Annotated in this window: 17 protein-coding genes and 3 pseudogenes; 11 read left to right on the top strand and 9 right to left on the bottom strand. The window is 70.4% G+C overall.

Translation table 11 applies throughout. The features are described from left to right. Positions 1 to 73: 73 nt before the first annotated feature. Together AB0367_RS34655 and AB0367_RS34650 are read right to left on the bottom strand one after the other, a co-directional pair. A complete protein-coding gene (locus tag AB0367_RS34655) occupies positions 74 to 412 on the bottom strand; it encodes an Imm51 family immunity protein (protein WP_366230724.1) in 339 nt (112 codons plus the stop codon). Positions 413 to 527: 115 nt separating this feature from the next. Continuing rightward, the gene (locus AB0367_RS34650; protein ID WP_366230723.1) at positions 528 to 1,751 is read right to left on the bottom strand and encodes an MFS transporter; all 1,224 of its coding nucleotides are present in this window, start codon (positions 1,749 to 1,751) and stop codon (positions 528 to 530) included. 173 nt (positions 1,752 to 1,924) lie between these two features. On the opposite strand from AB0367_RS34650, the pseudogene AB0367_RS34645 reads away from it, so the two are divergent. Then, positions 1,925 to 2,221 (top strand): annotated as a pseudogene (locus AB0367_RS34645) (ABC transporter); the annotation flags it as partial. A gap of 95 nt (positions 2,222 to 2,316) precedes the next feature. After that, positions 2,317 to 2,962: pseudogene (locus AB0367_RS34640) on the top strand (transposase family protein); the annotation flags it as partial. On the opposite strand, the gene AB0367_RS34635 reads toward AB0367_RS34640, so the two are convergent. Next, entirely contained in the window at positions 2,938 to 3,303 is a 366-nt protein-coding gene (locus AB0367_RS34635) for a DUF4279 domain-containing protein (RefSeq protein WP_366230748.1), read from the bottom strand. The pseudogene AB0367_RS34640 and the gene AB0367_RS34635 overlap by 25 nt on opposite strands. A gap of 1,185 nt (positions 3,304 to 4,488) precedes the next feature. On the opposite strand from AB0367_RS34635, the gene manD reads away from it, so the two are divergent. Next, positions 4,489 to 5,727, top strand: a complete 1,239-nt coding sequence (gene manD / locus AB0367_RS34630; protein ID WP_366230722.1) for a D-mannonate dehydratase ManD — start codon at positions 4,489 to 4,491, stop codon at positions 5,725 to 5,727. A 53-nt stretch (positions 5,728 to 5,780) separates the two neighbouring features. Further along, entirely contained in the window at positions 5,781 to 6,587 is an 807-nt protein-coding gene (locus AB0367_RS34625) for an NAD(P)-dependent oxidoreductase (protein ID WP_366230721.1), read from the top strand. A gap of 8 nt (positions 6,588 to 6,595) precedes the next feature. On the opposite strand, the gene AB0367_RS34620 is transcribed toward AB0367_RS34625, so the two are convergent. Together AB0367_RS34620 and AB0367_RS34615 are read right to left on the bottom strand one after the other, a co-directional pair. Further along, positions 6,596 to 7,591, bottom strand: a complete 996-nt coding sequence (locus AB0367_RS34620; RefSeq protein ID WP_366230720.1) for a cytochrome d ubiquinol oxidase subunit II — start codon at positions 7,589 to 7,591, stop codon at positions 6,596 to 6,598. Between the two features lie 4 nt (positions 7,592 to 7,595). After that, positions 7,596 to 8,936, bottom strand: coding sequence for a cytochrome ubiquinol oxidase subunit I (locus AB0367_RS34615; protein ID WP_366230719.1), 1,341 nt, complete (start codon positions 8,934 to 8,936; stop codon positions 7,596 to 7,598). Between the two features lie 228 nt (positions 8,937 to 9,164). On the opposite strand from AB0367_RS34615, the gene cbiM reads away from it, so the two are divergent. From cbiM to zwf, 5 genes are all read left to right on the top strand, one after another. After that, a complete protein-coding gene (gene cbiM, locus AB0367_RS34610) occupies positions 9,165 to 10,265 on the top strand; it encodes a cobalt transporter CbiM (protein WP_366230718.1) in 1,101 nt (366 codons plus the stop codon). Further along, on the top strand, positions 10,262 to 11,203 hold the full coding sequence (cbiQ, locus tag AB0367_RS34605; protein ID WP_366230717.1) for a cobalt ECF transporter T component CbiQ: 942 nt from the start codon (positions 10,262 to 10,264) through the stop codon (positions 11,201 to 11,203). Before cbiM ends, cbiQ begins: the two co-directional genes overlap by 4 nt. After that, the gene (locus AB0367_RS34600) at positions 11,200 to 11,979 is read left to right on the top strand and encodes an ABC transporter ATP-binding protein (RefSeq protein ID WP_366230716.1); all 780 of its coding nucleotides are present in this window, start codon (positions 11,200 to 11,202) and stop codon (positions 11,977 to 11,979) included. The genes cbiQ and AB0367_RS34600 overlap by 4 nt, the downstream gene beginning before the upstream one ends. 167 nt (positions 11,980 to 12,146) lie before the next feature. Further along, positions 12,147 to 13,571: an NAD(P)/FAD-dependent oxidoreductase gene (locus AB0367_RS34595; protein WP_366230715.1), complete on the top strand. Its 1,425-nt coding sequence runs from the start codon at positions 12,147 to 12,149 to the stop codon at positions 13,569 to 13,571. A 101-nt stretch (positions 13,572 to 13,672) separates the two neighbouring features. Then, complete coding sequence (gene zwf, locus AB0367_RS34590; protein ID WP_366230713.1) at positions 13,673 to 15,163, top strand: glucose-6-phosphate dehydrogenase; 1,491 nt, start codon at positions 13,673 to 13,675, stop codon at positions 15,161 to 15,163. A gap of 64 nt (positions 15,164 to 15,227) precedes the next feature. Here zwf and AB0367_RS34585 read toward each other — a convergent pair whose 3' ends face one another. Together AB0367_RS34585 and AB0367_RS34580 are read right to left on the bottom strand one after the other, a co-directional pair. Then, a complete protein-coding gene (locus AB0367_RS34585) occupies positions 15,228 to 15,986 on the bottom strand; it encodes a glucose 1-dehydrogenase (protein ID WP_366230712.1) in 759 nt (252 codons plus the stop codon). Between the two features lie 35 nt (positions 15,987 to 16,021). After that, positions 16,022 to 16,408 (bottom strand): hypothetical protein, encoded by a 387-nt coding sequence (locus AB0367_RS34580; protein WP_366230711.1) that lies wholly within the window; start codon positions 16,406 to 16,408, stop codon positions 16,022 to 16,024. A 418-nt stretch (positions 16,409 to 16,826) separates the two neighbouring features. Here AB0367_RS34580 and AB0367_RS34575 point away from each other — a divergent pair, with 418 nt between their 5' ends. Then, positions 16,827 to 17,576, top strand: coding sequence for a DUF2795 domain-containing protein (locus AB0367_RS34575; RefSeq protein ID WP_366230710.1), 750 nt, complete (start codon positions 16,827 to 16,829; stop codon positions 17,574 to 17,576). Positions 17,577 to 17,633: 57 nt separating this feature from the next. On the opposite strand, the gene AB0367_RS34570 is transcribed toward AB0367_RS34575, so the two are convergent. Next, complete coding sequence (locus AB0367_RS34570; RefSeq protein ID WP_366230709.1) at positions 17,634 to 18,899, bottom strand: GAF domain-containing SpoIIE family protein phosphatase; 1,266 nt, start codon at positions 18,897 to 18,899, stop codon at positions 17,634 to 17,636. Further along, positions 18,896 to 19,276 carry an STAS domain-containing protein gene (locus tag AB0367_RS34565; protein ID WP_366230708.1) on the bottom strand — a complete coding sequence of 127 codons (381 nt, stop codon included), beginning with the start codon at positions 19,274 to 19,276 and terminating at the stop codon, positions 18,896 to 18,898. Before AB0367_RS34565 ends, AB0367_RS34570 begins: the two co-directional genes overlap by 4 nt. Between AB0367_RS34565 and AB0367_RS34560 the strand changes: the two are divergent. Beyond that, positions 19,275 to 21,548: pseudogene (locus AB0367_RS34560) on the top strand (RHS repeat-associated core domain-containing protein); the annotation flags it as partial. The gene AB0367_RS34565 and the pseudogene AB0367_RS34560 overlap by 2 nt on opposite strands. Positions 21,549 to 21,789 lie beyond the last annotated feature (241 nt).

The raw sequence follows: 21,789 nt of genomic DNA, 5'->3' as shown, positions 1-21,789 counted from the left end.
CCGCCCCCATCCTCGTGCGGCAATCACCGGCCGGCTCACGGGCGGCCGTGGAGCAAGCGGACCGCGGCGCGTATCAGTCGTCGAACTCGAAGCCTTCCGCCTCCGCCGAGCGCACCAGGAGGCGGATCCGATCGGCGTCGGTCGCCACGCCGGCCATCACGGTGCCGAGCTCCTCCAGGGCGGCGCGGTCGGTGCCGTACGCGCAGAACATGCCGCCCTCCGGGTCGTAGCGGAACCGGCCGTCGAGGCCCTGCGCCTCGTGCGCGACCAGGAACCGCGCGACACCCTCCCAGAAGTACCCGTTGGGTTCGTGTCCCAGCTCGGACACCACCAGGTCGACGTCGGTCGTGCCGGCGTTGAGCAGCAGCGAGTACTTCCCAGCACCGGTCTCGATCAGCTTCAGCGGATGCACCGGCGTAGCGTGGCACGTCCCCGCCCCGGCAGGCAACGCCGGGGAGACTCCCAACCTAGTTTCCTAGGACACATTAGCGGTTGTGACGAAGACTTTCAGCTACGAACGCAGGCCCTCAGCGCCCTGCGGTTGCCGGGTCCGTCTCGCCAGCCTGGGCGACGATCGCGGTCCGCTCGGCCGTGACCGGGACGAGTATCGCAGCGACAAGGGGCAACGCGGCTACCACGGCGAAACTCGGCGCGAAGCCCGCAGCTCCGATCGCCAGCGCCAGGACCGGCGGAGTGGCGGCCGCCAGTGCGTTCTGGCTCGTGGTCTGGATGCCGAGGGCTCGGCCGGCCCACGCGGAGCCCGCGTATTCGGCGACGGCGGTGAAGGACAGGCCGTTGCTGCTCACCGCCACCACCGCCAGGAACAGCAGCACGGGTACCGCCACGCTCGATCCGGCCGCGGCGGCGGCGGCCAGCGCCAGCATTCCCACGCCGGTCGAGATCGCGATTATCCGCACGGGCTTCAGCCGGCTGCCGGTGCGGTCCGACCAGTAGCCCGCCCCGAGCCGGCCGAGGGCGCCGCCCGCCTGTGTGCCTGCCAGCAGGTACCCGGCGTCGAGGGCCGTCCAGCCACGGGCGTCGGTGAGGAACACGAGCGCGAACGTGGTGACGGTGAACTGGGGGATGACGAGCAGCGCGCTGGCGGAATGAATGCGCCACAGCCGGGGAGTACGGTAGGGCGACGTCGAGGCCGGCTTCCGATCGGATGCCTTCTGGCCGGCGGTGGGCGGCTGTGGGGCTGGATCGCGCACGAACACGAATGCCGCTGTCGCCGCGGCCAGGAACAGCGCCGCGAGGAACAACAGTGGCACGCCGGTGCCGCCGGCAGCGAGGGCGGGCAGCGTGGCGGCGGCCAGCGCGAGACCCATCGGCTGTGCGCTCTGTCTGATGCCCATCGCCAATGCGCGCTCGTGCCGCGCGAACCAGCCCAGGATGAGCCGGCCGGTCGCCAGTACCGAGCCGCCGGCTGCGCCGGCCAGCGCCAGGCATATCGCGAGGCTCACCGTACCGTGCGCCCACCGGGCGGCGAGGAGGACAAGGCCGGCCAGCCCGAGGCCCGTGGACAGCACGACGCGCTCGCTCCACCGGTCGGCCGCGGCGCCCCAGGCGATGAGCGTGAGCACCACGCCGACGGTGGGGCAGGCGACCAGGATGCCAGCCTGTTGCAGGGAGAGGCCCTCGTCCCGAAATGCTGGAATCAGGTAGGCGAGCCCGTACTGAAACGTGCTGCCGGCCGTCATCGCCAGCATGCCGACGACCAGGATCAGCCAGCGTCTGCGCTCACTTCCCATCCGCGGGTCCCGTCCATTCCTCGGCGCGCTGGCTTCTCATGACTACCAGCCTTCATGCCGCGCGGCGGATGCCGGCTTCCGTCACGTGACGAATTCGATGCTGTCGTCGGCCGGTGGCGCGTAGTCCGGACCGCTCGCGCACATCACCTGAGGTGGGTTGGGTGTCTGTGCTGATCACGGGGTGTTCCTTTCAGTACCGCAGGAGCGTCGCCGTCTTCCGCGATCTGAACCTTGAATTCCAGCCGGGCGCGACTGTCCTGGGCAGGTAAGTCCACCCGCAGCACGTGGCCGCGATGCCCGGCCTGAAGGTGCGTGAACAGGTCGCCTATGCCGGCTGGTTGAAGGGGCTCAGCCGTCGCGAGGCCTGGGACAGCGCAGCCGGGGCGCTGCGCCGGGTGTCGATGCTTGACTTGGCGGACCGGCCGAGCAGGGCCCTTTCCGGCGGCCAGCTGCGTCGCGTCGGGATTGCTGGTGCTCGGTGCGGCGGTCGCGCTCCGCGTCGACGGTCGGACTCGCCGCCGCCGACTTCTACCCCGCGACGAAGACCCTGACCACAAGATCGGTGCGGCGCCTGGAGCCAGGACAACAAGCGCTGCTGGTCTTGGCGCACCTGCGCAACGGCGACACGTATACCCGGCTGGTCGCCGGCTTCGCCATCGGCACCAGCACCGCCTGGCGCTACGTCCGCGAAGGCGTTAGCCTGCTCGCCGCCCACGCCGAGGACGTCACCGCCGCCGCTCGCCGCGCGGCCCGAACTGGCGTACGCCATCCTCGACGGCACCCTCATTTCGATCGATCGGGTCGCCAACCAGCAGCCCTATCACTCCGGTAACCACAAGCGCCACGGCGTCAACGCGCAGGTCCTCGCCGATCCGTCGGGCCGGCTCGTCTGGGCCTCACCCGCGCCGCCCGGTGCGGTCCACGACCTGACCGCCGCCCGCATCCACGCACTGATCGATACGTCAACCAACTGCGCCGGCGGGCACAGTCCGCACGCCGTTCAAACGCCATCGATCTCGACCCCGGCTCTCGCGACGCCAGCGTGCCGTCAACAGATCCCACGCCCGCGTTCACGCCACCGGTGACCGCGCAGTTGCAACCCTCAAGACCTGGAAGATTCAAGCATGATCGTCCAGAGCATTCTGGTCTTACAACTGGTGGAGGAGCAGCGTCCACCGGGCGAGCGTCACGCTGGTGGTTCCTCGTCGTAGATGTCCAGCCACAAATCCCCAGGCAAAGCGAGCAGGCGCCGCATCGTGTCCCGGTCCAGCTCTGCCGCATGTTCGGTTGTATGGGAGCCGAGGTAGCACAGCCAGTTCGCCTCGTATCCCGCTCCTGCCAGTTCCCAGAGCTGATCCGTCGTCGGCTCAAGGATGTCCAGCAACTGACGCAGCTGCACGGCGAGTCCGACGTCGTCCTCGGGACCAGATGCACTACACAGCAGCCAGCCCAGCCCTTGCTGCGAAACATGACTGGGCTGCAGTCCAAGGTGCGCGGTTACGCCGTCCGCCGAGCCCTTCACCCCGTCTCCGAAGAGACGGAAGGTCGCCATCGTCCTCACGCCCACAGTGTGCTGCAGAGACGAGACGGTGACCACCGCGATTGAAGCCAGTTGCGAGGAGCCCTAAGGGGACGATGAAAATGCCTCGTGAATCGCCGTTGTCGAGACATTCGGGAATCTGTGCCGGCGGTCCATGGGGGCAGCGGTTGCTTGTTTTTGCCTTGTGGAGCCTTTGGCGGAAATGCCGCCCGGCCGTGCGCGGCATTGTCGAAAGACGGCCGCGCTGCACCGGTGGCGTATGTTGCCGCCTACGCATTCGATGCGTTGCCGGCCCGCCGGGCCGGCGTAGCTGTGGCGTGGATGTGAGACGACGCTTCGGGACAGGACCGGGCCGCCCGGCGCCGCCCACCTGGCGCGGTGCGGGACCGCAGTCGTTTGCCGCGGTGCTGCTCGCGGGACTTCGTTCCTGGTCAGGTGGCGTGACCAGCGGAGGCGGCGAGGGCGGCACCGGCTCCTGCACCGATCCGTCCCGTTGGTCGCTGACCGCCGGTGGGGTGTCACCGCGGACACGGCGGAGCTTCTCGGAGTGGCGTTTGGCCAGGCCCCAGTCCCGATGCCGGGCATGCTCCCGGCGGAACTGCTCCTTCGCCGGAGAATAACGACGTGACCTGGTCCGGTCACGCATGGCAGCCAATTCCGTTTTCGAAAACAATCCCAGCTGCCCCATGTACGCAATTATCCCAGAACCCGACCGAAACCACCGCCCCGAACGGCAGCCCATAATGTCAGATAGTGCACGCCCTATGCCGCGATACAGAGGTCGGTCACCGACCGTCGTGCTGCGCGGCGCCGTTGGCCGGTGCCGGCGTGTATGGCTGTGGATCGGTCAGTTGCGAGCGGGCGCGGTTCGGTGGCGACCTTGTCGTGGCGGAACCTGCCGCGCTTCACCTGTTGCTTGTGCCGAGCACGACGTACGGGGACGGCTGACGTCCTTCCTGGCGCCGTCGGTGAGTAGCAGGTTCGGCCCGCGGGAAAGCGGCTTGCCGCCGCAACCTGGCGCCCACTATGACGGCACGCACGCTGCCGCCATCGGCCCGGCCCTGCGCCACACGATGATCCGCCGACCGGACGCACGCTGCATGGGTGCCACTACGCCCTGGCCGGTTCGCGGGTGTGACGGCAGAATCGCGATGCCCCGGACGGCATCCGCCGCCGATCGACCGTGAGGGACGGCACATGATCATCGATAGGGCCGAAGTCATCGTCACCAGCCCGGATCGTAACTTCGTGACACTCAAGCTGACGACCGGCGACGGGCTCACCGGCCTCGGCGACGCCACGCTCAACGGCCGGGAGCTGGCGGTGGTCGCCTATCTGCGCGACCATGTCGTGCCGCTGCTGCTCGGCCGGGACGCCGGGCGGATCGAGGACACCTGGCAGTTGCTGTACCGCGGCGCGTACTGGCGGCGCGGGCCGGTGACGATGGCCGCGATCGCCGCCGTCGACGTGGCGCTGTGGGACATCAAGGCCAAGGCGGCGGGGATGCCGCTCTATCAGCTGCTGGGCGGGGCGTCGCGCACCGGGCTCCTGGCCTACGGGCACGCGTCCGGCAAGGACCTGCCGGAGCTGTTCGACAGTGTGCGCCGGCACCAGGAGCTGGGCTACCGGGCGATCCGCATCCAGGCCGGGGTGCCCGGGCTGAACGCCATCTACGGTATCGCGTCCAACGCCACGGCCGAGGCCAATGCCGGGGTGCGCTACGACCACGAGCCGGCCCAGCGTGGCCCGCTGCCGGTCGAGGAGGACTGGGACACCCGCTCGTACCTGCGGCACCTGCCGACGGTGTTCGAGGCGGTCCGCAACGAGTTCGGGCCGGAGTTGCCGCTGCTGCACGACGCGCACCACCGGCTCACCCCGATTCAGGCGGCGCGGCTGGGCCGGTCGCTGGAGCCGTACGACCTGTTCTGGCTCGAGGACTGCACGCCCGCGGAGAACCAGGAGGCGCTGCGGCTGGTGCGCCAGCACACGGTCACGCCGCTGGCGATCGGGGAGGTGTTCAACACCGTCTTCGACTACCAGCAGATCATCCGTGAGCAGCTGATCGACTACGTGCGCGGCGCTGTGACGCACACGGGCGGGATCACGCACCTGCGGAAGGTCCTCGACTTCGCCGCGCAGTATCAGATCAAGTCCGGGATGCACGGCCCGACCGACATCTCGCCGGTCGGCATGGCTGCTGCCCTGCACCTGGGGCTGGCCATCCACAACTTCGGCATCCAGGAGTACATGATGCACGGCGCGCGGACCGACCAGGTCTTCCAGCAGTCGTTCACCTGGTCCGGCGGGATGCTGCACCCGGGGGAGCGGCCGGGTCTCGGGGTCGAGCTCGACGTCGACGAGGCGGGTAAGTACCCGTACGCGCGGGCGTACCTGCCGTACAACCGACTCGCTGACGGCACCGTGCACGACTGGTAGCAGGGATGATCATCGCGGGTTTGGTGGCCGGTCGCCCGGGGTAGCCGCGGCCCATGGACATCGCCGTGCTCGGCATGGGCAACATGGGCCGCGCGATCGCCGCGCGGCTGCTGCAGGGTGAGCACCGGGTGCGGGTGTGGAACCGCACGCCGGGACGGGCCGCCGACGTCGTGGCCACGGGCGGGCGGGAGGTGCCGACGATGGCCGACGCCGTGCGCGGTGCGGACGTCGTGGTCACCATGCTCGCCAACGACGACGCCGTGCGGTCGGTGGCGCTCGGGCCGCTGCGGGAGGAGCTGGAGGAGCGGGCCGTCTACGTCGACTGCTCCACGGTCTCGCCGAGCCTCAGCGCGGAGCTGGCCGCCGGGTTCCCGGGCCGATACCTCGCCCTGCCGATCCTCGGCAACCCGGTCGCCGTGCGGGCGGGTCAGGCGATCCTGCTCGCTGGTGGCGACCGGGGCCTCGTCGACCGGCTGCGCCCGGTCCTGGCGGCGCTGTCGCCGGCGGTGCGCCGGTACGACTCGCCGTCCCTGGCCGGTGCGGCGAAGCTGGCCTCCAACCTGCTGCTGCTGTCGGAGGTCGTGGCGCTGGCCGAGTCGGTCGCGGTCGGCCGGGTCGGTGGCCTGTCCGCTGAGCAGCTGCGGGAGCTGCTCGGCGACAGCCCGCTGGTGGAGGGGGTCCGTAACCGCTTCGAGGACGTGCTCACCGGCGCCCGGGACACGTGGTGGAGCAACAGGCTCGGGGCGAAGGACACCCGCCTGGCCGTCGACCTGGCCCGTGCCGCCGGCGTTGAGCTGCCCGACGCGGACATCGCCGCCGTCGCCGAGCTCTACCGCCGCCCGCCCGCCCCGGTCTGTTGATCGACGCGTCAGGTGTCGCCGAGGTCGCCGGTCTGGTGCAGGGCGAACAGCAGCGCCAGTGCCGGCACAACGAGGATCAGCGCGGCGGCGGCCACGACGGTCAACGCCAGCAGGGTCGGTGCCGGCGCGGCGGCCTCGGCGATGGTGAGGTGGTCGCCGAGCAGGTAGGGGTACTGTGCCACGCCCCAGCCGGCCACGACCGTCGCCGCCGCGCCGACCGCGCAGGCCTGCGCCACGCGGGGTGGGGCGTGGCGCAGCAGCGTCAGCGATCCCAGGCCGCACACCGCGGAGATGATCATGAGTGGCAGCCCGCGGGTGAGCAGGCCGTGCGTGAGGTGCGGCGCGTCGGCGTGCAGGACGCCGATCCCGGCCACGGCGACGAATCCGGCGGCCAGCGCGCCGATGCGGGCCCGCCGGGCGAAGTAGCGGCGCAGGCCGTGGTAGCCGCGCCGGCGCGCCTCGGCGGTGAGGAACACGGCCGCGACGAACGCGCACACGAGCACCGCGAGGACCCCGCCGAGCAGCGAGGTGGGGTTCAGCCAGCTGTACAGCGGGTCGCCGCCGCCGGTGGACGGCACCCGTCCGGACGCGATGCCCCCGGCCACGGTGCCGAGGAAGAAGGGGGTGAGCACGGAGGAGAACGCGAACGCGGCCCCGGCGGCGCGTTGGTGCTCGGTGGCGGTGAAGGCCTTGCGGAAGGCGAATCCGCAGCCGCGGGTCACCACGCCGAGGGCGGCCAGGCCGAGTGGCACGTAGAGGGTGGTGGTGATGGCGGCGAACGCGGCCGGGAACCCGGTCCACAGCATCACCAGGCAGAAGATCAGCCAGACGTGGTTGGCCTCCCATACGGGGGCGAGGACCATGTCGATGAGGTGCCGCGGTGCGCGGCCGCGCCGGGCGCCGCCGGCGGTCAGGTCCCAGAACCCGGCCCCGTAGTCGGCGCCGCCCAGCACGGCGTAGAAGACGACGCCGGTGAACAGCACCACGGCGGCGAACGTGCTCATGCCATCACCGGCCGTAGGGCACGTCGGGTGGGCCGACGCCCCGCTCGTGCCAGCGGCGGCGCAGCACCCGCAGGGCGTGCACGGTCGCGGCGGCCACGGCGGCGTAGAGCAGTAGCGTCGCGGCGAAGAACAGCCACACGTCACCGGAGCGCGTCACGGCGTCGCGGGTGAGCAGGTGCCCGACGACCGTCCAGGGCTGCCGGCCGACCTCGGTGACGACCCAGCCGGCCTCCAGCGCGACGACGACGAGGATGCCGGCGGCGATCGTGGCGCGGGGGAACCAGCGCCCGCCGGGCACGTCCCGGTGCCGCCACCACGCGAGGGCGAACCAGGCCGACAGCGCCAGCAGGAAGACGCCGGCGCCGATCATGACGTCGAAGGCCAGGTGCGCCACCGTGATCTCGTGGTCGCTCGGGCGCACCTCGACCGGGACGACGTTCAGGCCGAGGATCTCGGTGCCGGGCCGGTAGCCGGACAGGATCGACGCGCCGCTGGGGATCGGCAGGCCGAGGTGCACCTCGCCGTCGCGGTAGTAGCCGCCGAGGATCTCCGGCACGTGGGTCCCGGTCTGCGGCACCAGTTCGATCGCGGCGAACTTCGCCGGTTCGCGGTGGAACACCTCGCGGGCGGCGATGTCGCCGACGACGATCTGCACCGGCGTGATGATCGCCGCCATGGTCAGCGGGATGAGCAGCCCCAGCCGGGCGTGGCGGTCGGTGTGGTCGCGGTGCACGGCGCGGGCGTAGACGGCGGCGGTGAGGAAGCCGGCGACCATGTAGCCGGCCAGCAGCATGTGCAGTGCCTCATACCAGAACGCGCCGTTGAAGATGACGCCGAGCGGCCGTACGTCGATCACCCGGCCGTCGCGCAGGGTGAACCCGGCGGGCTGGTTCATCCAGGCGTTGGCCGCGACGACCGACAGCGTGCCGCCGACGCCGGCGATCACGACCGGCACGCCGGTCCAGAAGTGCGCCCGGCCGCGGAGGCGGTCCCAGCCGTAGACGTACACCGCGATGAAGATCGCCTCGAGGAAGAAGAACAGTCCTTCGATCGCGAACGGGATGCCGAACGCGGCCCCGAAGCGGCCCATGAGCCCCGGCCACAGCAGCCCCAGTTCGAACGACAGCACGGTGCCGGACACCGCGCCGACGGCGAAGAGCACCGCCGCGACGTGCGACCACTGCCGCGCCAGCCGCAGCGCCGCCGCGTCGCCCCGGCGCAGCCCGCGGTACTCGGCGATCAGCATCAGGAACGTGAACGCCAGCCCGAAGGGCACCAGGATGATGTGGAACCCGAGCGTGAAGGCCATCTGTTCGCGCGCGGGCAGCATCTGTGACGGCTCCATCACTGAGGGCCTACCGCCGCCGGACATGGCTAAACACGCTGCCGGACGTTCAGCCGGCGGGGCGGTGGCGTTCATGATCCGGTGGCACGCTCGGCGGCCATGAACGAGTAGCGGGCGATGACGGGTGACGATCTCGTCTCACGCATGCGGCTTGCTGTTGCACAGAACTTGCGATAGCCGCAGACTGCGTTTAACGCCAAGGAGGCGCGTGGCAGGGGGAGGGGCGTCATGCACATTCCGGACGGGTACCTGAGTCCGCAGACGTGCGCCGCGTTCGGCGTGGCCATGCTGCCGCTGTGGTGGCAGTCGGCCCGGCGGGTCAAGAAGGTCGTGAAGAGCCGCTACGTGCCGCTGGTGGCGCTCGGCGCGGCGTTCTCGTTCGTGGTGATGATGTTCAACATCCCGATCCCCGACGGCACCACCGCGCACGCGGTCGGCGGCGGGCTGATCGCGATCCTGCTCGGGCCATGGGCGGCCTGCATAGCCGTGTCCATAGCCCTGCTCATTCAGGCGCTGTTCTTCGGCGACGGCGGCATCCTGGCGTTTCCGGCCAACGCGTTCAACATGGCGGTGGTGCTGCCGTTCGTGTCCTACGGCGTCTACCGGCTGCTCACCCGCAACACCGCGCTGACCTCCGGCCGGCGGGTCTGGGCCGCCGTCGCCGGCGCCTACGTCGGGCTCAACGCCTCCGCGCTGGTCACCGCGATCGAGTTCGGCATCCAGCCCGACCTGTTCCACAAGGCCGACGGCACCCCGCTGTACTCCCCGTTCCACCTCTCCCAGGCGATCCCGGCGATGATGCTCGCCCACCTGATCATCGCGGGCGTGGTCGAGGGTGTCCTCACCGGCGGGGTGGTCGCCTACCTGCAGCGGGCCAACGTGCCGCTGCTGCGGATCAACGCACCCGAGGTACCGCTGACCGAGCAGGAGGTGCGGCGCAGGCCCGTCAGCCCGGTCCGCGCCGCGCTGGTCACCCTCGGGATCATGGCCCTGGTCAGCCCGCTCGGCCTGCTCGCACCCGGCGGGGCGTTCGGCGAGGATGCCCCCGAGGACCTCGACCTGGCCAAGTACCACCTCGGGGCCGTGCCCGAGGGGCTGCAGAAGTACACCGACTTCTGGGGCAGCACGCTGCTGCCCGACTACGGCGACGGCAGCTGGTGGCAGTACAGCCTCTCGGCCCTCATCGGCGTGGTCGTCGTCGCCGCCCTCGTCTTCGGCATCACCTGGCTCATCGGCCGGCTACGCGGCGGCGAGCGGGAGGCCGCTGACCTCGACACCCCGCCCGTCTCGCCCGCGCCGTCCGTGTCGTCCAACGCGGCCGGGTCATGACCACTACCACCACCACCAACACGCCCGCCTGGCTGCTGCAGCCCGAGGTCGGGCTGTGTCCGTGCGGCTGCATCGGTAAGCGGCGCAAGGGCAGCTTCGTCGGCAAGACCCTGGCCGGCGCCACCGGCGTCCTGCGCCAGGCGATGTTCTCCGAGGACGTCGCCGCCGGCCGGGGCCTGCTGCAGCGGCTCGACCCGCGGGTCAAGCTCGTCACGATGGTCGGCCTGCTGGTCGTCGTCGCGCTCGTGCACTCGCTGCCGATCCTGGTCGGCGCCTACGCGGCCACCGTCGCGCTCGCCGTCGCCTCCGGACTGTCGCTGGGGTACTTCATCAAGCGCGTCTGGCTGTTCATCCCGATCTTCACCGGGATCGTGGTCCTGCCGGCCACCCTCTCCGTCGTCACGCCCGGTGAGGTGCTGCTGCCGCTGTGGCACTGGCATGGCCACACCCACGGCGTCACCGAGCAGGGCCTGCACGGCGCCGGGATCATCGTGGCCCGGGTGGCCACCTCGATCTCGCTCGTCGTGCTGCTCACCCTCACCACGCCGTGGGCGCGGCTGCTGGCCGCGCTGCGCGCGCTCGGGGTACCGAAGATCTTCGTGCTCATCATCGGCATGGCCTACCGGTACCTCTTCCTGCTCCTCGACGCCGTCGACGACATGTACACCGCACGCAAGGCCCGCACCCTCGTCGCCGACACCGGCCGCGGCGAGGTCAAGTCGGGCCGCCGGTTCGTCGCCGCCGGCGCCGGTACCCTCTTCGGCAAGGCCCATCAGCTCTCCGAGGAAGTGCACCAGGCGATGACCGCGCGCGGCTACACCGGCAACGCCCGCACCCTCAGCGGCTTCCGGCTGCGCGGCGTCGACATCGCGTTCACGCTGTTCGCCGCCGCCCTGGCCGTGGCGATCCTGGTGGCCGACCACAAGGTGGGACGATGAGCACCGTCTTCGAGTGCCGGGACCTCCGTTACCGGTATCTGGACCGCTTCACCGCCCTCGACGGCGTGAGCCTGCGCGTGGAGCGCGGCGAGACGGTGGCGCTGCTGGGCGCCAACGGCTGCGGCAAGTCCACGCTGCTCAAGCTCCTCGACGGCCTGCTGTTCGCCGACAGTGGCACGTTCACCGCGTTCGGCGAGGAGGTCACCGAGGACAAGCTCGAGGACGAGCAGTTCAACCACGGCTTCCGCGCCCGCGTCGGCTTCGTGTTCCAGAACTCCGACGCGCAGGTCTTCTCCCCGTCGGTACGCGAGGAGGTCGCCTTCGGCTGCCTCCAGCTCGGGCTGGACCGCGACACCGCCAACACCCGCGTCGACGACGTCCTGTCCATGCTCGACATCGCCGACCTGGCCGATCGCGCCCCGTTCCAGCTCTCCGGCGGCCAGAAGAAACGGGTCGCGATCGCGTCGGTGCTGGTGATGAACCCCGAGGTCCTGCTCTTCGACGAGCCGACCGCGGCGCTGGACCCGCGCACCCAGTTCTGGCTGATCGAGCTGCTGGAGCAGCTGCGCTCGGCCGGCAAGACCATCGTCCTGGCCACCCACGACCTGGACACCCTGCCGGACCTGGCCGACCGCTGTGTCGTCTTCAGCGAGCAGCACCGCGTGGTCGCCGACGCCCCGACCGCGACCGTCCTGGACGACCGCGACCTGCTGCTGTCCGCAAACCTGATCCACACCCGCGCCGCGACCGCCCACTCCCGCACCAGCCGCTGGTAGCCACAGGCCGGCCAGCGACGTTCACGGCGTGCCGACTCGCCGGCCGCGGTCGCGCTGATCGGCGCGGGCCGGGTGAAGGCCCGGGAGCACCGGTTCGATCGCCGGGTCACTGGGAAGGCACACCGAAGTCACAGCAGGACGCCACGTTCAACGCTGGAGGGTGTGTCATGGCGGATGCGGCTGACTTCTTCGACGTGATCGTGATCGGCGCGGGGCCGGTCGGGGTGAGTGTCGCCGCACGCGCTGCGCGAGGTGGCCTGACCGCGGCCGTGGTCGAGGAGCGCCTCGCCGGGGGTGAGTGCGAGTACTACGCGTGCATTCCGAGCAAGGCGCTGCTGTGGCCCATGGAGCTGGCGGCCGAGGTGGACCGGATGCCGGGGCTGCAGCTGCGCGGCCCGATCGACGCCGCCGCGGTGCTGGCCCATCGCGACGAGACGGTGTCCCACCGCGACGACGGCCACGTGGTGAACGCGATCGAGAAGTTCCCGGCGACGTTCGTGCGGGGCCATGGACGGCTGGCGGGGGCGCTGCGCGCCGAGGTCACGACGCCGGAGGGTGGCACACGCGCGCTACGGGCCCGGCACGCCGTCGTCATCGCCACCGGCAGCACGCCGGCGATTCCCGGCATACCCGGACTGCGGGAGGCCCACCCGTGGACCAACCGGGAGGCGACCAGCGTCCAGCAGGTACCCAAACGGCTGGCCGTGATCGGCGCCGGGCCGGTGGCCTGTGAGATGTCCCAGGCATTGCACTCACTCGGCGCCCAGGAGACGACCATGCTCGTGCGCGGCGACCGGCTGCTCGCCCAGGCCGAGCCGTTCGCCGGCGAACTCGTGACACGCTCGTTGCGGGACTCGGGCATCGACGTGCGGTTCGGCCGCTCGGCCGCCCGCGTCGAGCGGCCGATCCCCGGTGGCCCGGTGACCGTGCACACCGACGACGGCGGGCGGATCGACGCTGACGAGATCCTGGTCGGCACCGGCCGCCGGGCGGCGGTCGGCGACATCGGGCTGGAGGCGATCGGCCTGCGCGTGAACGGCCCGATCGAGGTCGACGCCAGCATGCGGGCCACCGCCGTCGCTGACGGCTGGCTGTACGCCGTGGGCGACGTCAACGGCCGCAACCTACTCACCCACATGGGCAAGTACCAGGCCCGGGTGTGCGGCGACGTGATCGCCGCCCGTGCCAACGGCACCCCCGACGACGCACCGGGGCTGCGCGACACCGCCGACGACCGGGGCGCCCCCCAGGTCGTGTTCACCGAACCACAGGTGAGCATGGTGGGGCGCACCGAGTCGCGGGCCCGTGCCGACGGCTTCACCGTCCGTATCGTGGAGTACGACATCGCAGAGGTCCCCGGCGCCATGGTCCGCGGCGTCGGCTACGGCGGCCGGGCGAAGCTGGTCGTCGACGAGGACCGCCGGGTGCTGATCGGGGCCACCTTCGTCGCCTCGGACATGGCCGACATGCTGCATTCGGCCACCATCGCGGTGAACGCTGAGGTGCCCCTCGACCAGTTGTGGCACGCCGTCCCGCCGTTCCCGACCGTCAGCGAGATCTGGCTGCGCCTGCTGGAACAGTACGGCCTTTGACTTCATGACCGCGGCGGCGAGTCGGTGTATGCGTGGCCGAGCCGGGTACGGGCCCGGATAAGCACAGGTATGTCCGCAACGGTCGGAAGTGACCAGGGATCATGAGCGTTCGGTATGCACCGCCCGGCTCCGATACCAGGGAATCCGTCGCGGCGCGGCGCAAGAGCGACGGTGCGCCCCGCGACGACCACGTGATCGTGCTGTTCGGCGCCACCGGGGATCTCGCCAGACGCGAGTTGCTGCCGGGGCTGTTCAGCCTGGCGAAGGCCGGTCTGCTGCCGGCAAAGTATCGGATCGTCGGCTCGGCCCGGTCCGCGCTCAGCGACGACGAGTTCCGCCAGCACGCCAGGGACGCCGTGGCCGAATTCGGGCTGGCGGAGCCGACCGGCGAGGCGTGGCACGAGTTCGCCGAATCGTTGTCCTTCGGCGCTGCCGTACCGGCGGATCCGCAACCGCTGCTGAACGCGGTGACGGCGGCTGAGAAGGCGATCGGGGGGCACCCACGCCGGCTGTTTCATCTGGCCGTACCGCCGAAGGGTTTCACGCCCACGATCAGCATGCTCGGCGACACCGGTCTGGCGAGCAACGCACGCGTCATCGTCGAAAAGCCGTTCGGCACGGATCTCGCGTCCGCCCGCGCGCTCAACGACACCATCCACGCCACCTTCGACGAGTCCCAGGTGTTCCGCATCGACCACTTCCTCGGCAAGGAGTCGGTCGACAACATCCTTGCCCTGCGGTTCGCCAACGGACTGTTCGAGCCGATCTGGAACCGCGAGCACATCAGCCACGTGCAGATCGACGTGCCGGAGACGATCGGGATCGAGGGCCGCGCCGGGTTCTTCGAGGAGACCGGCACGTTCCGCGACATGATCGTCACGCACCTGTTCCAGGTGCTGGGCTTCGTGGCGATGGAGCCGCCCACCTCCCTGGCGGCCAAACAGCTGCGGGACGAGACGACCAAGGTCTTCGAGGCGATGTCACCGCTGGACGCCGGCCGCGTGGTCCGCGGCCAGTACCGCGGCTACCGCGACGAGCCCGGCGTCGATCCCGCCTCGCAGACCGAGACGTTCATCGCCGCGCGCGTCGAGGTGGACAACTGGCGTTGGTCAGGGGTGCCGTTCTACCTGCGCTCCGGCAAATCGCTCGGGCGGAAACGGCAGGTGGTCACCCTCGGGCTCAAACAACCGGCCATGCGGATGTTCGCGCTGGATCCGGACACGACGATCGCCACGCCCAGCAACGAGCTGGTGATCGAGTTCGACGATCCGGGCTGGATCGCGGCCCGCTTCCTGGCCAAGATGCCCGGCGCCACCATGCGCCTCGGCGAGGCGACCATGACGTTCCGGTACGCGGACTCGTTCTGCACCCAGCACGCGCTGGCCGGCTACGAACGGCTCATCCTCGACGCGATGCAGGGCGACCAGTCGCTGTTCACCCGCGCCGACGGCATCGAGCGGCTCTGGGAGGTGTCCGCCCCGTTGCTGGACGATCCACCGCCTGTGGAGCAGTACGCCCCCGGATCGTGGGGCCCGGACTCGATCCACCGGCTCATCGCGCCGCACCAGTGGTACCTGCCAGACGGCCCCTGATGAACCGGTGTGGCGGGAACTCGAGCTCCGCCACACCGGGATGTACTGACTGAGCGCGGATCCGTCACATGCCGCCGGAGACGGTCACGTCTGTGCCGGTGACGTATGAAGCCGCCGGCGAGACCAGCCACGCCACCGTGTTGGCGATCTCATCGGGCCGGCCCGCGCGACCGAGCGGGCTGCTCGCGGCGGCCTGCCTCGCGCCGGCGGTCTTCGCTGCCATCTCCGTGTCGATGACGCCCGGCGAGACACTGTTGACACGGATCCCCTCGGGGGCGACCTCGTTGGACAGGCCACGGCTGAACGTCACCACGGCGCCCTTCGTGGCCTCGTACGGCACGAATCCCGTTACTCCCGGGATCGCCCGGGCCGCGACCGAGGCGATGTTGACGATGGAGCCACCGGTGCCACCGTGCGCGGTCGACATCGCCTGCACGGCGTGCCTGGCGCACACCATGGGCCCCACGACGTTGATCCGCATCAGCCGGGTCAGCTCGTCGGCGTCCTGCTCATCGATACGCGCCTGCTCGCCGACTATCCCGGCATTGTTGATCAGCGCGGTCAACGGCCCCATCTCCTGCCGCGCCCGTTCGAACAGGTTCGCGACGTCATCCGGTGCCGCCACGTCCGCGCGCACAGCGACGGCCCGGCCCCCATGCTCACGGATGGTGGAGACCACCGACTCGGCGCCGGCCGCGTCCGCCGCGTAGTTCACCACCACGCCGTACCCGTCGTCAGCCAGCTTCTGGGCGATCGCGGCGCCGATACCCCGGCTCGCGCCGGTGACGATCACGGCACCCCTACCCTGCTCAGTTCTCGTCATCTCGGCGCCCTACCCGCAGGGGTCAGATCGAACCCTCACGCCATCCTGATCGGAGCACGTGCCATCGCCCGGCGTTCGCGGGTGGCCACCCAGACCCCGGCGGCGGCCGCGAGGGCGACCGGCCATTCCAGGACGCCGAGTGCGGCGAGCGCGCCGACGCCGCCGTAGTACAGCAGGTGCCTGGGCTGCGCGACGTTCGTGAGCGTGGCGCGTACGTCCGGCTTACGCATGTGGACGACCGGCACCTTGACGTGCGGCATGGGTACGTCCTGCCAGGTCACCAGCTCGGAGTCGGGCCCGGGCGCGTTGGGGGTGCGGGCGGATTGGGTCTTCTTCGGCCCGGTCGCTTTTCGCGCAGCGGCGCGGCGCCGGGTCGCGGGCCGTGTGGACGGCTCGGTGGCAGCCTGTGTGGTTGCGGTCATGGGTAAGCACCTCCCAACGGGAGATGGGTGAGCCCCCCCCAATTGGAGGCGGTTACCCGGGCGGCGCGCGATCAACCCCGGATCATGCGCGGGACGGGGTGAGCCGTGCGGGCTGGGCGGCCGGTTCAGGCGGCGCGGGCGGCGCTGCCGCCGAAGAGGCGGCGGACCGCGGTGACGACGAGCGAGATCAGCAGGGCGCTGACCACCTCGACCGCGATGGCGGAGAGCAGGGCGGACATTTCGGGGCTCCTTCGACGTTCGGCGTGCGCCGGAAATGTAGGAGGGCCAGATGAACGCCGGATGAATGAGCAGGAAATCGCAGTGGCTTCGCGGCTGCCTTCGGCCGGGCGGCCGGCGTTGACGACTCCGCGTCGCGGCCCTGGGGCTTGGACGACGCCTCGGTGGGTAGCGCCAGAGCATGACTGCCAACCCGATCGAGGTCCAGCGGTACCTCGGCGATGTGGACTATCCGACGAGCAAGCAGAGCCTCGTCGAGCAGGCTCGCCAGCACGGCGCCGACGACAAGGTCGTCCGGGCCCTGCAGGACCTTCCGCGTGACCGGTTCGCCTCACCGAATGACGTCAGCCAGGCCATCGGCACGCAGGCGACACAGCGCGACGTCGTGGAGATCCTGATCGCCCAGCACAACGAGATCAAGGACCTGTTCGCACGCGTCAGCTCCGCCCAGGGGGCGCGCAAGGAGCAGCTGTTCCACGAACTGGTCAGGCTGCTGGCCGTGCACGAGAACGCCGAGGAAGTGGTGGTGCATCCGGCGGCGCGTGACCTGATTCCGAAGGGCGGCACGGTCGTCAACGAACGGCTCCAGGAGGAGGCGGACGCCAAGCGGGCGCTCGCCGACCTCTACGACCTGGGGGTCGATCATCGGGACTTCGACCGGAACCTGGACGCCCTGGCCAAATCGGTCCTGGCTCATGCGACGCAAGAGGAGCACCAGGAGTTCACGCAACTGCGCAAGCATGCCGACGCCGAGCGGTTGCGCCGGATGGCGGGCGCCTTCGAGGCGGCCCAGTCGATAGCGCCGACACGTCCACATCCGGCGGCCGGGGAGTCCGCGATCGTCAACCTCCTGGTCGGCCCGCCGACCGCGGTGTTCGACAAGGTCCGCGACGCGATGCGCGACTGGCGCAAGCGCACGGGCGAGGCATGACACAGGCAACCTTGACGGGCCGCCGGCCTCGGCGAACCAGGGCGCTGACCCGGCCCGCTACACCTCGGTGCCGGCAGGCGTGCGACGCAGGGCGAGCATGGCGATGTCGTCCGTCGGCGCGGCATCGTCGAGCATCGCCGCCATCGCCGCCGTGCACAGTTCTTCAGCGCTGTGCCCGGCGCCGAGGGCCTCGGCGAGCCGCCGAATCTCGGCCGTGAGCGAACGGTCCCGGCGCTCCACCAGGCCATCGGTGTAGAAGAGCATGCACTGCCCGACCGGCAGCGGCAATTCGGTTGTGTACCGCGCGATGCGCAGGTCCGTGCCGAGCGGCAGGTCCGGTTTGACGACGGTCAGCCGGCCGGCGCCGCCGGGTTCGATCCCGACCGGCGGCAGATGCCCGGCGTTGGACAGCGTCAACGTCGCCAGATCGGGGCCGATCACCGCGTAGATCGCGGTCGCCATCGCGTCGGGCTCGAACCGCTGGACCTCGCGGTCGAGGCGGGTCAGCACCTCGGCGGGGTCGTCGGTCTCCATCGCGTACGCGCGCAGCGCCGAACGGATCCGGCCCATCACCACCGCGGCCCGCAGTCCGTTGCCGGCCACGTCCCCAACGGCGATGCCGATGTATCCGGACGGCAGATCGAACACGTCATACCAGTCACCGCCGACGCCGATCTCCGCGCCGGGCACGTAGCGCACCGCCAGATCCAGTCCGGGCAGCCGCGGCGGACGGGCCGGCAGCAGGCTGCGCTGCAGCGCATGTGCGGCCGCATGGTCCAGACTGTGCAGCCGTGCCACCGTCGCGTGCGCGGCCCGGTCGGCGACCAGCTGCAGCAGCTCGATGTCCTGACCGGTGAACCGCCGCGGCGCGCGGGTGCCGACGTACAACACCCCGATCACCTGGCCGTCGCTGATCATCGGCACGCCGAGCGCCGCGACGAGCCGCGCGCCGAGCGACATGGGATTGACCGTGCCGGTGTGTTCGGTGTGCTCGGTGTGCTCGGCCTGCTCGGCCTGCTCGACCGCGAGGGGCTCGCCGCGGGCGGCGACCGTGCCGGCGAATCCGCGGCCGAACGGTACCCGCACTCCCAGGCACACCTCGCGCTCCAGGCCGCTGGCCGCCGTCGCGACCAGCTCGCTGCCGGCGGCGTCGAGCAGCATCACCGCCGCGGTGTCGGTACGCAGCAGATTCTTGGTCCGCTCCAGCAGTTCCCGCAGCAGATCCTCCACGCCCAGGCGGGACAGCGCGGCATCGGTGACCGCCTGCAGCCGCCGCAGCTGTTCGGCGCTGCCGACCGTGCCGGCGCCTGCCAGGGACGTCATACGGCCTCCCCGGACAGCAGCGACCAAACCCCGGTCAGCTGCAACACCTCCAGGACCAGGCCTGCCGCGCCATCCACCCGGAACGTCCGGCCAGCGGCAAGCGCGCTACGACGTCCGCGTAACAGCGCGCTGATTCCGGCCGAATCGATGAACCGCAGTTCGGCCAGGTCCACGACCAGCGATATGTCAGGCTCGGCATCGGTAACCGCGGCGATGATAGCGTCGCGCAGTTGCCCGGCGGTGGCGAGATCGATCTCCCCCTGGACGGTGATCGTCACCGCCCCGGACCCGTCATGCCGGGCAACGGTCAGCACCCCGGACCCCCGGTACTCCACCATCGTGCGTCTTTGCACTTGCTGCGAATCGGCGTCCGACATGCGGAAACAGCCTGCAGGATCGACTGTAGCCCACCGGCGTGGCCTGAGTCACCGCAGCTGCCGCCTTCATACGCCACGCCGACCGGTGCAGCCAGCGGGCGTTGTGCCTGGACTCATCAACGACATAAGACGTGCCGCCATCAGGCGTGCGCCGCCCCGGCGACGGCTGGCACGTGGCCACCGCCAACGGCCTCGACGGCATCGGCACCGTCGCGGGTCGGGGACCACGATCGTGGCGCCGGTCGACGAGGGCCTGACCGTGCCGTCACAGACCCGCTACGAGTACGACGGCGCGAGCCGGACGGTGGCGGAGATCTTCCAGCCGTACAACGTCGAACGCTGGCGCACCGAGACCTACTACGGCGGCGACTACTCCGCCATCACCCCGCCCGCCGGTGGCACCGGCAGTCTCACCGTCGTCGACGAGAGCGGCCGGACCGCCGAGCTGCGGCAGTTCGCCACCCGCATCCCCGGCAACCTCAACGCCAACCCCAGCACGTACGACAAGACGACCTACAGCTACACCCGGCGCGGCCTGCTGTCCAAGGTGGTCGACCCGGCCGGCTACGAGTGGACCTACGACTACGACCTGCGCGGGCGCAATACGTCCACAAAGGACCCCGACAGCGGCACGACGACAAAGGAGTACGACAACGCCGGCCGCCTGAAGAAGACGACCGACAGCCGCAGCAAGGTTCTCGTCTACACCTACGACGAACTGAACCGCAAGACCGGCCTCTACCAGAACTCGATCAGCGCGGCGAACCTGCTCGCCTCCTGGACGTACGACACGACGAAGCTGCAAGACAACGTGACCGTGGCCAAGGGCTACCCCACAGCGTCGATCCGTTACGTCAGCGGCCAGCAGTACAAGTCGACGGTCGTGCAGTACAACGACCGGTATCAGCCCACCGTCGCCACCGTCACCATCCCTGCGTCGGAGACGGGCCTCGCCGGCGACTACACGTACTACACCGGCTACAACCCCGATGGCACGGTCAACAGCCTGACCTCGCCGGCCGCCGGCGATCTTGCCAGCGAGACCACCCTCGTCGGCTACAACGCGCTCGGCATGACCGACAACCTCAGCACGTTCTACGGTACCGACCAGCAGCGCTGGCTCGTCGAGCGCACGTCGTTCAACGCCCTGGCTAAGCCGACGCAGTACACCCTGTTCAACAGCACCGTCACCACCGACGACGGCGACAGCAACGGCCCGCGCACCTACCTCTCCCGCGGCTACGAGCTGGAGACCGGCCGGCTGACCAGTCTCAAGACCGACCGCGACCAGGTCTCCCCGAACACCGTCTCCGACCTGCACTACTCGTACAACGACTTCGGCACCATCACGAAGATCGCCGACACCGCGGCGGGCGGCACCGCCGACACGCAGTGCTTCAATCACGACCGCTACGAGCGCCTGACCGACGCGTGGACCCCGGCCTCGGGCGACTGCTCGACCGGCCCGACGGCGACGACCGGTGGCCCGGCCCCGTACCGGGTCAACTACGAGTACGACACGATTGGCCGCCGTACCAAGCAGACCCGGTACGGTACCGCCGCGGGCACCGCGGCAACCACGTACACGTACCCGACCGGCACGACCCCGCCGACCACGGTCCGCCCGCACACGCTGACCGGCGCCAGCGTCACGGACAACAACGGCACCCGGACGGCGTCGTACACCTACGACAACGCCGGCAACACGACCGGCCGCCCCGGCGCCAACGGCAACCAGACCCTGCAGTGGGACGCCGAGGGCAACCTGACCAGCGTCACTGACACCGCCGGCAGCACCACGTTCCTTTACGGCGCCGACGGCAACCGTCTGATCCGCAAGGACGTCAACGGCAAGACCCTCTACCTGCCGGACATGGAGGTGAAGTACAACACCCAGACTGCGGTGAAGACCTGCACACGGTACTACGGCTTCGGCGGCACCACGGTCGGCCAGCGCACCGCGTCCGGCCTGACCTGGCTGGCCAGCGACGGCCAGGGCACCGCGGACGTCTCGATCGTGGCCACGTCCCAGGCCGCGACGGTCCGCCGCCAGCAGCCCTTCGGCGAAGCCTGCGGCGCCGCGATCACCTGGCCGAACGAGAAGGGTTTCGTCGGCGGCACCAACGACCCGACCGGCCTGGTGAGCGTCGGCGCCCGCTACTACGATGCCGCGATCGGCCGCTTCATCTCCGCCGACCCGATCGTCGACAGCAGCGATCCCCAGCAGTTGCAGGGCTACGCGTACGCCGAGAACAGCCCGGTCACGCACAGCGACCCGACCGGCGAGCGTACGGACGAGCAGTACTACGGCAAGTCCGGCGCCGCGAACATGGAACGGCCCATCGATCAGGCACAGCTGGAAAGAGACACCAAGGCTGTGCTCGACGGTCAGAAGCGCGCCAAGGAAGCCCAGAGGAGGGCCTGGTGCAAGGCCCACCCGATCAAGTGCGGCCTGAAGACGGCGGCGACCGCCACGGTCAACTGGGTCGATAAGCACAAGGCCGAGATCATCG

It is taken from the genome of Dactylosporangium sp. NPDC051484, assembly GCF_040689395.1.
Lineage (GTDB): Bacteria > Actinomycetota > Actinomycetes > Mycobacteriales > Micromonosporaceae > Dactylosporangium.
Note: the sequence above shows the minus strand (reverse complement) of the source record. Positions and strands in the feature narration are given on the sequence as shown.